11 protein-coding genes are annotated in these 13,749 nt (G+C 73.7%); 10 read left to right on the plus strand and 1 reads right to left on the minus strand.

Going from position 1 to position 13,749, the window contains the following annotated elements; all coding sequences use genetic code 11:
* Positions 1-18 precede the first annotated feature (18 nt).
* The 9 genes from ACZ3TI_RS03200 to ACZ3TI_RS03240 all read left to right on the plus strand — a co-directional run bounded on the left by ACZ3TI_RS03200 (position 19) and on the right by ACZ3TI_RS03240 (position 11,628).
* Entirely contained in the window at positions 19-1,800 is a 1,782-nt protein-coding gene (locus ACZ3TI_RS03200; RefSeq protein WP_465722710.1) for a glycoside hydrolase family 15 protein, read from the plus strand.
* 106 nt (positions 1,801-1,906) lie between these two features.
* Entirely contained in the window at positions 1,907-2,386 is a 480-nt protein-coding gene (locus ACZ3TI_RS03205) for an SRPBCC family protein (protein WP_465722712.1), read from the plus strand.
* 200 nt (positions 2,387-2,586) lie between these two features.
* Positions 2,587-3,780, plus strand: coding sequence for an aminotransferase class I/II-fold pyridoxal phosphate-dependent enzyme (locus ACZ3TI_RS03210; RefSeq protein ID WP_465722714.1), 1,194 nt, complete (start codon positions 2,587-2,589; stop codon positions 3,778-3,780).
* Between the two features lie 266 nt (positions 3,781-4,046).
* Positions 4,047-5,336: an ergothioneine biosynthesis glutamate--cysteine ligase EgtA gene (gene egtA / locus ACZ3TI_RS03215; RefSeq protein WP_465723320.1), complete on the plus strand. Its 1,290-nt coding sequence runs from the start codon at positions 4,047-4,049 to the stop codon at positions 5,334-5,336.
* Complete coding sequence (gene egtB / locus ACZ3TI_RS03220) at positions 5,333-6,793, plus strand: ergothioneine biosynthesis protein EgtB (protein WP_465722716.1); 1,461 nt, start codon at positions 5,333-5,335, stop codon at positions 6,791-6,793. The genes egtA and egtB overlap by 4 nt, the downstream gene beginning before the upstream one ends.
* Complete coding sequence (gene egtC, locus ACZ3TI_RS03225; RefSeq protein ID WP_465722718.1) at positions 6,793-7,542, plus strand: ergothioneine biosynthesis protein EgtC; 750 nt, start codon at positions 6,793-6,795, stop codon at positions 7,540-7,542. The genes egtB and egtC overlap by 1 nt, the downstream gene beginning before the upstream one ends.
* Before the next feature lie 45 nt (positions 7,543-7,587).
* Positions 7,588-8,559: an L-histidine N(alpha)-methyltransferase gene (egtD, locus tag ACZ3TI_RS03230; protein ID WP_465722720.1), complete on the plus strand. Its 972-nt coding sequence runs from the start codon at positions 7,588-7,590 to the stop codon at positions 8,557-8,559.
* A gap of 196 nt (positions 8,560-8,755) precedes the next feature.
* Positions 8,756-10,180 carry a sugar porter family MFS transporter gene (locus tag ACZ3TI_RS03235; RefSeq protein ID WP_465722722.1) on the plus strand — a complete coding sequence of 475 codons (1,425 nt, stop codon included), beginning with the start codon at positions 8,756-8,758 and terminating at the stop codon, positions 10,178-10,180.
* 347 nt (positions 10,181-10,527) lie between these two features.
* The gene (locus ACZ3TI_RS03240; protein ID WP_465723322.1) at positions 10,528-11,628 is read left to right on the plus strand and encodes a nitric oxide synthase oxygenase; all 1,101 of its coding nucleotides are present in this window, start codon (positions 10,528-10,530) and stop codon (positions 11,626-11,628) included.
* A gap of 144 nt (positions 11,629-11,772) precedes the next feature.
* Here ACZ3TI_RS03240 and ACZ3TI_RS03245 read toward each other — a convergent pair whose 3' ends face one another.
* Positions 11,773-12,438, minus strand: a complete 666-nt coding sequence (locus ACZ3TI_RS03245) for a TetR/AcrR family transcriptional regulator (protein WP_465722724.1) — start codon at positions 12,436-12,438, stop codon at positions 11,773-11,775.
* 137 nt (positions 12,439-12,575) lie between these two features.
* On the opposite strand from ACZ3TI_RS03245, the gene ACZ3TI_RS03250 reads away from it, so the two are divergent.
* Positions 12,576-13,736 carry an acyl-CoA dehydrogenase family protein gene (locus tag ACZ3TI_RS03250; protein ID WP_465722726.1) on the plus strand — a complete coding sequence of 387 codons (1,161 nt, stop codon included), beginning with the start codon at positions 12,576-12,578 and terminating at the stop codon, positions 13,734-13,736.
* Positions 13,737-13,749 lie beyond the last annotated feature (13 nt).

Below are 13,749 nucleotides of genomic sequence, written 5' to 3' on the forward strand. Positions count from 1 at the left end.
CGTCCCACAATGGGCGTGATGACCGGAGGCATCGAGGACTACGCCCTCATCGGCGACCTGCAGACCGCCGCCCTGGTGGGCCGGGACGGATCGGTCGACTGGCTGTGCCTGCCCCGCTTCGACTCCCCCAGCTGTTTCGCCAGGCTGCTCGGCGACGAGCACCACGGCGCCTGGCAGATCGCTCCGACGGGCGCCGCCGAGTGCCACGTCCGCCGCTACCGGGGCGACAGCCTCGTGCTGGAGAGCGAGTGGCAGGCCTCCGACGGGCGGGTGCGGGTCACGGACTTCATGCCGCAGCGCGGCCAGGGCGGGCAGCGCGACCCGCAGCTGATCCGGATCGTCGAGGGCCTGGAGGGCACCGTTCCGGTGCGCGGCACCCTGCGACTGCGCTTCAACTACGGACGGATCGACCCGTGGGTCCGGCGCACCGGGCACCACCGGGTCGCCGTCGCCGGGCCCGACTCCGCGTGGCTGCGGGTGCCCCCGGGGGTCCACACATACGGACTGGACGGCGTCACCACCTCGGAGTTCACCGTCACCGCCGGGCTGCGCGTCCCCTTCGTGCTCACCTGGCAGCCCTCCCACCTGGCCTCCGCCCCGCGCACCGACCCCGAGCAGGCGCTGCTCGCCACCCTCGACCGGTGGCAGCACTGGGCGTCCGGCTGCCGGTACCGGGGCGAGTGGCAGTCGGCCGTGCTGCGCTCGCTGCTCACCCTGAAGGCGCTCGCCTACGCCCCCACCGGCGGGATCGTCGCCGCCGCCACCGCCTCCCTGCCGGAGCGGATCGGCGGCGCGCGCAACTGGGACTACCGCTTCTGCTGGCTGCGCGACTCCTCGATGACGCTCTCCGCCCTGCTGCGCGGGGGGTTCCGGGAGGAGGCCGCCGCCTGGCGCCGCTGGCTGCTGCGCGCCATCGCCGGAGGCCCCCGGCACCTCCAGGCCGTGTACGGGGTCGCCGGGGAGCGGATGCTCGGCGAGAGCACCGCCGACTGGCTGCCCGGGTACGAGGGCTCGCGGCCGGTCCGGTTCGGCAACGCCGCCGTCGACCAGCTCCAACTCGACGTCTACGGCGAGGTGGTGGACACCCTCCACCTCGCGCTGCTGGCGGGGCTGCCGATGGAACGGCACGTCTGGTCGCTGCTGCGCTCGCTGATGGACCACCTCGAGCGGCACTGGCGCGAGCCGGACGAGGGGCTGTGGGAAGTGCGCGGCGGGCGGCGGCACTTCGTCCACTCCAAGGTGATGTGCTGGGTCGCCGCCGACCGCGCCGTCCGGCTCGCCGAGGCCACCGGGCTGCCCGCGCCGGTCGACCGCTGGCGCGAGCTGCGCGACACCGTCCACGCCGACGTCTGCACGCACGGCTACGACCGCCGGCGCGGCGTGTTCGTCCAGCACTACGGCGGGCGCGGGCTGGACGCGGCCACCCTGTTCGTGGTCAAGAGCGGCTTCCTGCCGCCGGACGACCCCCGGGTCGTCCGCACCGTGGACGCCGTCCGGGACGGGCTCGACCACGGCGGGCTGGTGCGCCGCTACCACGCCGGGACCCACGGCGACGGGCTGCCGGGCGGCGAAGGAGCCTTCCTGGCCTGCTCGTTCTGGCTCGCCGACGCGCTCGCCGCGACCGGGCGGACGGACGAGGCGCGGGCGCTGTTCGCGCGGGTGGTCGGGCTCGCCAACGACCTCGGGCTGCTCTCCGAGCAGTGGGACCCGCACGCCGGACGCCAACTCGGCAACACGCCACAGGCGTTCACCCACGTGGCACTGGTCAACACCGCCTTCACCCTGGCCGAGCCGGGGTAGCGGCGGGGTCGGGTCGGGCCGGTGTACTGCCGTCGGTGTACTGCCACTGCGGTACTGCCACCGGTGTACGGCCGGGGCGGCGTGGTGCGCGGCTAGGGTGAAGCCCGTGGACCCCAACCACTACCGCTTCCGGGGCGTGTGGCGGCTCGCGGCGCCGGCGCCCGCCGTGTACGCGGCGCTGGAGGACGTCCGGAACTACCCCCGCTGGTGGCCGGAGATCCTCGAGGCCCGGCCCACCGGAGAGGGCTCCGGGCAGGTGGTGGTGCGCGCGCTGCTGCCGTACCGGCTGGTGATCGGCCTGGAGGTGAGTCGGCGCGACCCGGCGGCCGGGGTGCTGGAGGTCGCCATGTGCGGGGACCTCACCGGGTGGTCGCGGTTCACCGTTCTGCCGGACGGTTCGGGCGGCGGGGGCGGTCCGGATGGTGCGTGGAGCCGGGTGCTGTTCGAGGAGGACACCCGGCCCGGGAAGGCGTTATTGCGCCGCCTCGCCCTGCCGCTGCACCCGCTCTTCCGGGTCAACCACGCGGTGATGATGCGCCGCGGGCGGCGCGGGCTGGCGGCTTTCCTGGCGACGGCGGACGACTGACAGCTTTCAGGTGACAACTTTCAGCGAACAGATAACAGATTTCGAAATCTGTCGTCTGTTCGCTGTCGCCTCGGCCGCGGGCCGCCGGGCAGCCTACGGGCCGCCTGGTGATCCGCCCACCCGTGCCCGAACCCTGGGACGCGGCGGCGCCGCCGGGGCTAGGGTCTGTCCGGAGCGTCCCGCCGCACCGGAGGCCCGCCATGACTGCCACGCCCGCCACGCCCGCCGGCCGCTTCGACCACGGCTTCGACGCCCCCTTCGACCGCGCCGGCACCGGCAGCAGCAAGTGGGCCAGGGCGGAGGCCCCCGGGGTGATCCCGATGGGCCTCGCCGACATGGACCTCCCCGGCCCGCCCGCGATCGCCGAGGCCCTGCAGCGGCGCGCCCGCCACCGCGCGTACGGCTACACGGTCTGCGACCCGGCCGGCCGAACCCTGGTGGCCGGCTGGTACCGCGCCCGGCACGGCGTCGAGGTGGATCCGGACTGGGTCCTGCTGCTGCCCTGCGGCCCGCGCACCGCGCTGCGCGTCCTGCTGGAGGCCGTCGTCCGGACCGAGACGCCGGCCGCGTGCCCGCAGCCGCCCGTGCTCTTCCCGACCCCCGAGTGGGGCGGCTTCGCCCAGCTCTGCCGCGCCGCGCGCATCCCGTACCGGGAGCTGCCGCTGCCCGTCGGACCCGACGGCTACCGGCTCCCGGACGGCCCGCTCCCCGCTCCGGCCGCCGCCGTGCTGCTCAGCAGCCCGCACAACCCCTCCGGCCGGGTCTGGCCCGTCGACCGCTTGCGCGCGCTGGCCGAGCGGGCGGCGGAGGCGGGCGCGCTGCTGGTCTCGGACGAGGTGCACGGCGACCTCACCCACCCGGGTCGGGTGCACCCCGTCGCCGTCGCCACCGTCGACCCGGCGCACCGCCACCTCGTCGTCACCCTCAACTCCGTCGGCAAGACCTTCAACTGCTCGGGCATCCCGAGCAGTTTCGCCCTCGTGCCCGATGCCGCGCTGCGCACCCGGTTCGCCGACGCCCTGGCCGGCTACGGGCTGTGGGAGGGCGGACTGCTGGAGCAGACCGTGCAGAAGGCGGCGCTGCGCGAGGGCGGTCCGTGGCTGGACGCGCTGCTCGTCCACCTCGCCGCCGCCCGCACCGGGCTGACCGACCGGCTCGGTTCCGCCGTCCGCTCGGCTCCGCAGGCCTCCTACCTGCTCTGGCTGGACGCCGCCGCCCTCGGTCTGCCGCCCGCGGACGCCCGGCGGGCGCTACTGGAGCGCTGCGGCCTGGAGGCCGCCGACGGCGCCGAGTTCGGCCCGGGCGGCCACGGTTCGCTGCGGTTGAACTACGCCCTGCCGGGCCCGGTGCTGGACACCGTCCTGGCGCGGCTGGAGCTGCTCGACCTCTGGTGATCGCGGTATGTGCCCGGGTCGTTCACACCGCGTGCGCACCTGCGCGCAGGCCTCCCCAATCCCCCGTCCTCACCCGTTCGCCACGCCCCTGACCTGCGGAAACGAACGTTCACGCGATTTTTGCGAAGCGTCCCGGCATGCTCCGTAGCAGACTGGGCAAGGTAGACCGGGCCGCAATCGTGATCCCGAGGATGGTGAGTCCGGTGATACCGACATCCCGCACCACTCCGCCCGACCGGCAGAGCGCAGCACCGCCCCCGACGGGGGTGGCCCCGTTGACCGAATCGGGGGCGCGCAGCCACGTGTCGGGCGTCTGCTTCAAGATCGGACCGCCTCGACTGGTGGGTGTCGAGGTCGAGTGGTTCGTCCATGACGATCGATGTCCCACCCGGCCCGTACGGCCGGAACTCCTCCACGCCGCACTGGAGTCGCTGCCCCTCGGCGGCGCCGACGGCACCTCGCTCCCCTCCGGTTCGCGCCTCACGCTCGAACCCGGCGGACAGGTCGAGCTCAGCTCCCCGCCCGCCACCGGCCTCGTGGCCTGCGCCGAGGACACCCGACGCGATCTGACCGCCCTGCGGGCCGCCTTCGCGGCGCAGGGCCTGCGTCTCACCGGCACCGGGACGGACCCGCTGGCCCGCCCCCGACGGATGGTGCTGGACCACCCCCGCTACGTCGCGATGGAGCGCTTCTTCGACTCCGCCGGGCCCTGGGGCCGGATCATGATGACCGGTACCGCGTCGGTGCAGGTGTGCCTGGACGCCGGCGACGCGGACGGCCCGCAGGCGGTGGAGCGCCGCTGGCAGCTGGTCCACCGGCTGGGCCCGGTGCTGGTCGCCGCCTTCGCCAACTCCCCGCTCCTGGACGGCAGACCGACCGGCCACCGGTCCACCCGACAGACCGTCTGGTCCCGGATGGACCCGACCCGCACGCTGGCCCCGGAGCCTGACCACGGCGACCCGCGCGACGCCTGGGCGCAGTACGTGCTGGACGCCGAAGTGCTGTGCGTACGACGACCGGAGGGGCTGCCGTGGACGGCCCCGGCCGGGCTGACCTTCCGTGACTGGATCCGCGGAGGCGGCGAACGCCCGCCCACGCTCGCCGACTTGGACTACCACCGCACGACGCTCTTCCCGCCGGTGCGCCCGCGCGGCCACCTGGAGCTGCGGATGATCGACGCCCAGCCCGGGGACGGCTGGACGGTGGTCGCCGCGCTGGTCACCGCGCTGCTGGACGACCCGGTGGCCGCCGACACCGCGCGTGCCGCGCTGGAGCCGCTGGAATGCCAGGGCGGTCCGCGCCCGCCGCGCAGCGACGTCTGGCGCCGCGCCGCCACCCTGGCGGTCGCCGACCCCGAGCTGCGCCGCGCCGCCCTCTCCTGCTTCGCCGCCGCCGACGCCGCACTGGGCCGCCTGCCCGGTGCCGGGCGGCTGCGCACCGCCGTCGCCGAGTTCGCCGAGCGCTACCCCGCGCGCGGCCGCTGCCCGGCCGACGACCAGCTGGACGCCCTGCGCTCCGGTACCCGACGCACTCCTCCGGAGGAGGCCGCACCATGACCGACGTCCGACCGAACGGCCCGACCGCGGCTCCCGCCACGGGAGTCGGGGCAGCACCCGGCACGGCGGCAGCCCGCGACATCGACGCGGCGCGCGACCTCACGGCGGCCCGCGGCATCGATGCAACCCGCGACCTCACGGCGGCCCGCGGCATCGAGGACCTGCGCGAGACCATCGTCGCCGAGCTGTCGGCCGCCCGCGCCCGGACCGCCGCACTGACCGACTGCGTCGAGGACGGCGACCTCACCGCCCAGCACTCCCCGCTGATGTCCCCGCTGGTCTGGGACCTCGCGCACATCGGCAACCAGGAGGAGCTCTGGCTGCTGCGCAACGTCGGCGGTCGCGACCCGATGCACCCGGAGATCGACGGGCTGTACGACGCGTTCCAGCACCCCCGGGCCGAGCGCCCCAGCCTGCCGCTGCTGCCGCCCGCCGAGGCCCGCGCGTACTCCCACGAGGTGCGCGGCCGGGTACTGGACCTGCTCGCCGCCAGTCCGCTGGAGGGCGCGCCGCTGCTGGAGGCCGGGTTCGCGTTCGGAATGATCGCGCAGCACGAACAGCAGCACGACGAAACGATGCTGATCACACATCAGCTCCGCAAGGGCGAGCCGGCCCTGGCCGCTCCCCCGCCGCCGCCCGTGCCCGCCGACGCGGCCACGCTGCCCGCCGAAGTCCTCATCCCGGCAGGCCCGTTCACCATGGGCACGGACACCGAACCCTGGGCGCTGGACAACGAGCGCCCGGCGCACCGCGTCGACCTGCCGGCCTTCCTGCTCGACACCACCCCCGTCACCAACGCCGCCTACCAGCGCTTCATCGCCGACGGCGGCTACGACGACCCACGCTGGTGGACGCCCGAGGGGTGGGAGCACAGGCAGCGCGCCGACCTCACCGCCCCGCTGTTCTGGCAGCACCGGGACGGCGAGTGGCTGCGCCGCCGCTTCGGCACCGTCGAGCCGGTGACGCCGGACGAGCCGGTGCTGCACGTCAGCTGGTACGAGGCGGACGCGTACGCCCGGTGGGCCGGGCGGCGGCTGCCGACCGAGGCGGAGTGGGAGAAGGCGGCCCGGCACGACCCGGCCACCGGCCGCTCCCGCCGCTACCCCTGGGGCGACGGCGCTCCCGGCCCGGAGCACGCCAACCTCGGCCAGCGCCATCTGCGCCCGGCCGGGGCCGGCAGCTACCCGGCGGGCCAGTCCCCTTACGGCGTACGGCAGTTGATCGGCGACGTGTGGGAGTGGACGGCCAGCGACTTCCGCTCGTACCCGGGCTTCCGGGCGTGGCCGTACCGGGAGTACTCGGAGGTCTTCTTCGGCCCCGAGTACAAGGTGCTGCGCGGCGGCTGCTTCGCGGTGGCGCCGGTCGCCTGCCGCGGCACCTTCCGCAACTGGGACTACCCGATCCGGCGGCAGATCTTCGCCGGGTTCCGCACCGCCCGCGACCTGGGGGATGCCTGATGTGCCGTCACATCGCCTACTTTGGAGCACCGTTGGCGCCACTGGAGCTGCTGGTGCACCCGCCGCACGGGCTCTACCGGCAGTCCTGGGCGCCCCGGACGCAGCAGCACGGCACGGTCAACGTGGACGGCTTCGGCCTCGGCTGGTACGCGGACGGCGACGAGGTGCCCGCCCGCTACCGCCGGACCGGGCCGATCTGGGCGGACGAGACCTTCGCCGACCTCGCCCGGGTGGTCCGCACCCGGGCCCTGCTGGCGGCCGTGCGCTCGGCCACCGAGGGCTGCGCGGCGGGCGAGACCGCGTCCGCGCCGTTCGCCTCCGGGCGCTGGCTGTTCAGCCACAACGGCGCGGTGGCCGGCTGGCCGGGCAAGCTGGACGCCCTGGCGGCGCTGCTCCCGCCCGCCGAGTTGCTGGAGCTGGAGGCGCGCACCGACTCGGCCCTGCTGTGGGCCCTCACCCTGCACCGGCTGCGGGCCGGCGCCGGGCTCGACGACGCGCTGGCCGGCACCGTCGCGGACGTCGCCGCGCACGCCACCGGGCGGCTCAACCTGCTGCTCACCGACGGCACCGCGATCGCTGCGACCACCTGGGGCGACACCCTGCACCACCGCTCCTTGCCGGGCCTCGGCACGGTGGTGGCCTCCGAGCCGTACGACGACGCACCGGGCTGGACGCCCGTCCCGGACGGCTCGCTGCTGCTGGCCGACGGGCGAGGCGTCACCGTCCGCCCTCTCCCCAGCCACTACTGATCCCCTGCTCTCCCTTCATCTTCTGAACAGAGGAACCACCCTGTCATGGACACCTTCGATCTCACCCGACTGCTGCCCGCCGACCACTTCAGCACCACGCTGCGCCAGGACGTGCAGCACGGCCTGACCTCCGAACCGAAGTGGCTGCCGCCGAAGTGGTTCTACGACGCGCGGGGCAGCGAGCTGTTCGAGGAGATCACCCGGCTGCCCGAGTACTACCCGACCCGCGCCGAGCGGGCCATCCTGACCGCCCGGGCCGGCGAGATCGCCGCCGCCAGCCGGGCCCGCACCCTGGTCGAGCTGGGCTCCGGCTCCTCCGAGAAGACCCGGCTGCTGCTGGACGCCCTGCGCGCGCTCGACACCCTGGAGACGTACGTCCCGGTGGACGTCAGCGAGAGCGCGCTGACCGCGGCCGGCACGGCGCTCGCCGCCGAGTACCCGGGACTGGCGGTGCACGGCGTGCTCGCCGACTTCACCGCCCGGCTGGGCCTGCCCCCGGACGGCGGCCCCCGCCTGGTCGCCTTCCTCGGCGGCACCCTGGGCAACCTGCTGCCCGAGGAGCGCGCGGCCTTCCTGCGCAGGCTGCGCACCGCCCTCGACCCGGGCGACTTCCTGCTGCTCGGCACCGACCTGGTCAAGGACCCGGCGGTGCTGGTCGCCGCCTACGACGACTCCGCCGGGGTGACCGCCGAGTTCAACCGCAACGTGCTCAACGTGCTCAACCGCGAGCTGGACGCCGACTTCGACCCGGACGCCTTCGAGCACGTCGCGCACTGGGACGCCGAGCAGGAGTGGATCGAGATGCGGTTGCGCTCGCTGCGCTCGCAGACCGTCAAGATCCCGGCGCTGGACCTGCCGGTGCACTTCGCCCGCGGGGAGGAGCTGCGCACCGAAGTGTCGGCCAAGTTCCGCCGCGAGCGGGTCACCGGGGAGCTGGCGGCGGCCGGACTGCGGCTGACCCACTGGTGGACGGACCCGGAGGGCCGGTTCGGGCTCTCGCTCTCCGCTCCGGCGTGAGCGGGGTCCGCCCCGTCGGGCGCGGGGTCCGCCGCGTCGGGCGCGAGGTACACCCCGGCGGGAACAGCTCAATTTGGTTGTTCACCTTACGAATTCCATGAGTCCGAAATGAGGATCCCGGTGTACAAGAGTTAAACGAACAGGGGTTACGATCGCGACTACCGAGCTCAGTGTTGAGTACCAGGAGTCAGAGATCGTGAGCGTCACCCAGAAGCCCTCCGGGGCGGTCGAGGCCCCCGCGCCCGGCCGCCTCGGCTTCGTCGTCTTCATCACCGCCGCCGCTGCCCTCGGCGGCTTCCTGTTCGGCTACGACAGCTCCGTGATCAACGGCGCCGTATCCGGCATCCAGGCGAAGTTCGGCGTCGGTGACGGCGTGACCGGCCTGATCGTCTCCTCGGCCCTGCTGGGCTCGGCGGTCGGCGCCGCGCTGGCCGGCCGGTTCGCCGACCGGTACGGCCGCATCAAGGTCATGAAGGCGGGCGCGCTGCTCTTCGCGGTCAGCGCCGTCGGCTCGATGCTGCCCTTCTCCGCCTGGGACCTCGCCCTCTGGCGCGTCCTCGGCGGCGCGGCCATCGGCATCGCCTCGGTGATCGCCCCGACCTACATCGCCGAGGTCGCGCCGACCAAGTACCGCGGCCGCCTCGCCTCCTTCCAGCAGGCCGCGATCGTGCTCGGCATCGCGATCTCCCAGCTGGTCAACTGGGTGCTGGCGGACGCCGCCGGCGGCGACACCCGCGGGCAGCTGCTCGGCCTGGAGGCCTGGCAGTGGATGCTCGGCATCTGCGTCGTGCCGGCCGTCGTCTACTTCGTGCTCTCCTCGGTCATCCCCGAGTCCCCGCGCTTCCTGATCCAGGCCGACCGCCTGGAGGACGCCCGCAAGGTGCTCACCGAGGTCGAGGGCGAGGGCGTGGACACCGACGCCCGGATCGCCGAGATCCGGGCGCTGATCGACTCCGACCACCGCCCGCGCTTCCGCGACCTGCTCGGCGGCCGCTTCGGCCTGCTCCCGATCGTCTGGGTCGGCATCGGCCTGTCGGTCTTCCAGCAGCTGGTCGGCATCAACGTGATCTTCTACTACTCGTCGATCCTGTGGCAGTCGGTCGGCATCGACCAGAGCAACTCGCTGCTGATCAGCTTCATCGGCTCGGTCATCAACATCCTCGGCACCGTGATCGCGATCGTGCTGGTCGACCGGGTCGGCCGCAAGCCGCTCGCGCTGATCGGCTCGGTCGGCATGGCGGTCGCGCTCGGCGCGGCCGGCTGGGCGTTCTCCTCGGCCACCGGCAGCGGCGACAACCTCACCCTGCCCGACCTGCAGGGCACCGTCGCCCTGATCGCCGCCAACGCCTTCGTGCTGTTCTTCGCGATGTCCTGGGGCGTGGTCGTCTGGGTGATGCTCGGCGAGATGTTCCCGAACCGGATCCGCGCCGCCGCACTCTCCGTCGCCGCCTCGGCGCAGTGGATCGCCAACTGGGTGATCACCGTCTCGTTCCCGTCCATGTCGCGGTGGAACCTGTCGGCGACCTACCTGATCTACGCCGCCTTCGCGGCGCTGTCCGTCCCCTTCGTGGCGAAGTACCTGAAGGAGACCAAGGGCGTCCGGCTGGAGGACATGGGCTGACCAGCCGAAACATCGGCTGATCCGACGGTCGGACCTTCGGCCCCCGCACCCTAGCGCGATCCGCGCGGGGGCGGGGGCCGAATCGTTCACTCCCTGCGGCGGACCGGGCACCTCCGGTACTCCTGTGCGACAGGAGGGATGTGTCCTTGATCTTCAACCGGCTTCGCACCCGCAGAACCACGGCCGCCGCCCCGACCGGCGGCTGCCCGTACGCCCACACCCACGCGCACCCGCAGGCCCACGCCGGCCCGCCCCGTCGGCCGGAGGCTCCGACGCCGGAGGCACCGTCGCCGGAGGTACCGCCGTCGGAAGCAGCGACAGCGGAGGTACCGCCGTCGGACGCGCAACTGCCGCCCGCGTCGGCGCCGTTCACCGACCCGGACCAGGCAGCCGACTTCATCCGGCAGTTCCACCACGAGCAGCCCGCCGCCGGTGACCCCGAGCCGCGGCTGCGCGCCGTCCTCGACGAGATCGAGCGCACCGGCGGCTACCGGCACACCCCCGCCGAACTCACCTACGGCGCCAAGCTCGCCTGGCGCAACGCCGCCCGCTGCATCGGCCGGCTGTACTGGCGCAGCCTGGTGGTCCGCGACCTGCGCCACCTCGCCTTCGCCGACGAGATCGCCGCCGAGTGCTTCGAGCACCTGCGGCTGGCGGGCAACGGCGGGCGGATCCGCCCGGTGGTCTCGGTCTTCGCCCCCGACCGTCCGGGCCGCCCAGCCGCCCGCATCCTCAACCAGCAGCTGGTCCGCTACGCCGGCCACCGGGTCGGCGAGGAGGTCGTCGGCGACCCGGCCGGCGCCGTGCTCGCCGCCTTGGCCCGCGAGCTGGGCTGGAAGTGCGCCGAGGACCGCTTCGAGGCGCTGCCGCTGCTGGTCCAGGAACGCCCGGGCGAGCCCCCCGCCTGGTACGAACTGCCGGACGACACCACCTTGGAGGTGCCGCTGAGCCACCCCGAGCACGACTGGTTCGCCGAGCTCGGGCTGCGCTGGTACGCGGTGCCCGCGATCAGCGACATGACGCTGGAGATCGGCGGCGTCCGCTACCCGACCGCGCCGTTCAACGGCTGGTACATGGGCACCGAGATCGGCGCCCGCAACCTCGCCGACGCCGACCGCTACGACATGCTCGGCACCGTCGCCGAACGGCTGGGCCTGGACACCTCCAGCGACCGCACGCTCTGGCGCGACCGCGCGCTGATCGAGCTCAACGTCGCGGTGCTGCACTCCTTCCAGGAGGCGGGGGTGACCATCGCCGACCACCACACCGAGTCGGAGCGCTTCCTCAAGCACGTCGCCCAGGAGGAGCGGCTCGGCCGCCCGACCCCGGCGGACTGGAGCTGGATCGTGCCCCCGGTCTCGGGCGGGCTGACGCCGGTCTACCACCGGTACTACGACCCGGTGGACCCGGCGCAGCGGCCGGCCTTCGTCCCGCGCGAGGCCTGGTAGCTCCGGACCGACGAACGTGTCGATCACGAGCGTTCGGACTGCGAACGCTCGGACTGCGGGGCGTCACGGCGACGAACGCGTCGGCGACGAACCCATCGGCGACGAAAGCATCGACAACGAACGTCCGGATGGCGAACCTTCCGCTCACGAACGCGGCGCGAGTCGCTCGAAGCGCAGTGCGAGCCCGTCGAGCAGCGCCTCCAGGCCGGTCTCGAAGGCGCCCTCGTCGACCGTCCCCCGGTGCCCGGCCAGCCGGTGCGCCTCGCCGAGGTGCGGGTAGTCGGCCGCGTCGTAGACCCCGGCGTCCGCCGGGAAGCCGGCCGCGAAGGAGGCCAGGGCGGAGCCGGTGACGAAGTAGCGCATCAGCGCGCCGATCCGGGTCGCCTGGCCGCGCGGCCACCCGGACTCGACCAGGTGGCCGAAGACCGCGTCGGCCAGGCGCAGCGCGTTGGGCCGCCGCCCCGGGCCCTGGGCGAGGACCGGGACGATGTTGGGGTGCGCGGCCAGCGCGGCGCGGTAGGAGCGGGCCCAGTCGCGCAGCGCCTCCGGCCAGGGGGTCCCCTCGGTACCGGCCTGCCCGTCGACGGCTCCGAACATCGACAGGTCGACTTCGCCGATGACGCTGTCCACCACCGCGTCCAGGAGCTCGTCCTTGGTGGCGAAGTGGTTGTAGAGCGAGGGCCCGCTCACCGACAGCTCGGTGGCAAGGCGGCGGGTGGAGAGGGCGTCCAACCCCTCGTCGTCGATCAGCCGCAAAGCAGCGGCGACGATGCGCTCGCGGCTGAGCAACGGGGTGCGTGGACGGGCCATCGTGGCGTTTTCCTCCGGTTCCGCCGGTCGGGTGGGTGAGGACCGATTCTGTCAGGCGCCTCTTCCCAGCGCGGGCCGGTCAGGGCTACAGTCCCACCATAAAACTTGCAGCGCTAGTTTATTGGTGAGGAGCCGCCGTGGACCTGGAGTTGTCGGAGGAGCAGAGCGCCGTCCGGGACCTCGCCGCCGCCTTCACCGACCGCGAGATCGTCCCGTACGCCACCGAGTGGGACCGCGCCGAATCCGTCGACCGCGCGATCGTCGGCAAGCTGGCGAAGGTCGGCTTCCTCGGCCTGACCATCCCCGAGGAGTACGGCGGCAGCGGCGGCGACCACCTCGCGTACTGCCTCGTCCTGGAGGAGCTCGGGCGCGGCGACTCGGCCGTGCGCGGCATCGTCTCGGTCTCGCTCGGCCTGGTCGGCAAGTCGATCAACAGCTTCGGCACCGAGGAGCAGAAGCGGCACTGGCTGCCCCGGCTGACCTCGGGCGAAGCGCTCGCCTGCTTCGCGCTCACCGAGCCCGGCACCGGCTCGGACGCCGCCAACCTCACCACCCGCGCGGTGCGGGACGGCGCGGACTGGCTGATCAGCGGCAGCAAGATGTTCATCACCAACGGCACCTGGGCCGACGTCGCCCTGGTCTTCGCCCGCACCGGCGGCGAGCCCGAGCAGCAGGGCCACCGGGGCATCACCGCCTTCCTGGTCCCCACCGACCTGCCCGGCTTCACCCGCACCGAGATCCACGGCAAGCTCGGCCTGCGCGGCCAGGCCACCGCCGAGCTCTCCTTCGAGGACGTCCGCGTGCCGGACAGCGCCCGGCTCGGCGAGGTCGGCAAGGGCTTCACGGTGGCGATGGCCGCGCTCGCCAAGGGCCGGATGTCGGTCGCGGCGGGCTGCGTCGGCATCGCCCGGGCCTGCCTGGAGGCCGCGGTCCGCTACGCGGGCGAGCGCGAGCAGTTCGGCCGGCCGATCGCCTCGCACCAGCTCGTCCAGGAGCTGCTGGCCGGCATCGCCGTGGACGTCGAGGCCGCCCGGCTGCTCACCTGGAAGGTCGCCGACCACATCGAGCGCGGCCTGCCGTTCGCCACCGAGTCCTCCGTCGCCAAGCTCTACGCGAGCGAGGCCGCCGTCCGCGCCGCCAACAACGCGCTGCAGGTGTTCGGCGGGTACGGGTTCATCGACGAGTACCCGGTCGGCAAGTACCTGCGCGACGCGCGGGTGATGACCCTCTACGAGGGCACCAGCCAGATCCACCAACTGCTCATCGGGCGTGCCCTCACCGGCGTCAACGCCTTCTGAACCACCCCTCGGA

The organism is Kitasatospora sp. NPDC023120 (assembly GCF_055560835.1).

What these genes read in the sequence shown, in the direction of transcription:
- ACZ3TI_RS03200 (WP_465722710.1), top strand. Translation starts at nt 19, where the DNA reads ATGACCGGAGGCATCGAGGACTACGCCCTCATCGGCGACCTGCAGACC.
- ACZ3TI_RS03210 (WP_465722714.1), top strand. Translation starts at nt 2,587, where the DNA reads ATGACTGCCACGCCCGCCACGCCCGCCGGCCGCTTCGACCACGGCTTC.
- egtB (WP_465722716.1), top strand. Translation starts at nt 5,333, where the DNA reads ATGACCGACGTCCGACCGAACGGCCCGACCGCGGCTCCCGCCACGGGA.
- egtC (WP_465722718.1), top strand. Translation starts at nt 6,793, where the DNA reads ATGTGCCGTCACATCGCCTACTTTGGAGCACCGTTGGCGCCACTGGAG.
- egtD (WP_465722720.1), top strand. Translation starts at nt 7,588, where the DNA reads ATGGACACCTTCGATCTCACCCGACTGCTGCCCGCCGACCACTTCAGC.
- ACZ3TI_RS03245 (WP_465722724.1), bottom strand. Translation starts at nt 12,438, where the DNA reads ATGGCCCGTCCACGCACCCCGTTGCTCAGCCGCGAGCGCATCGTCGCC.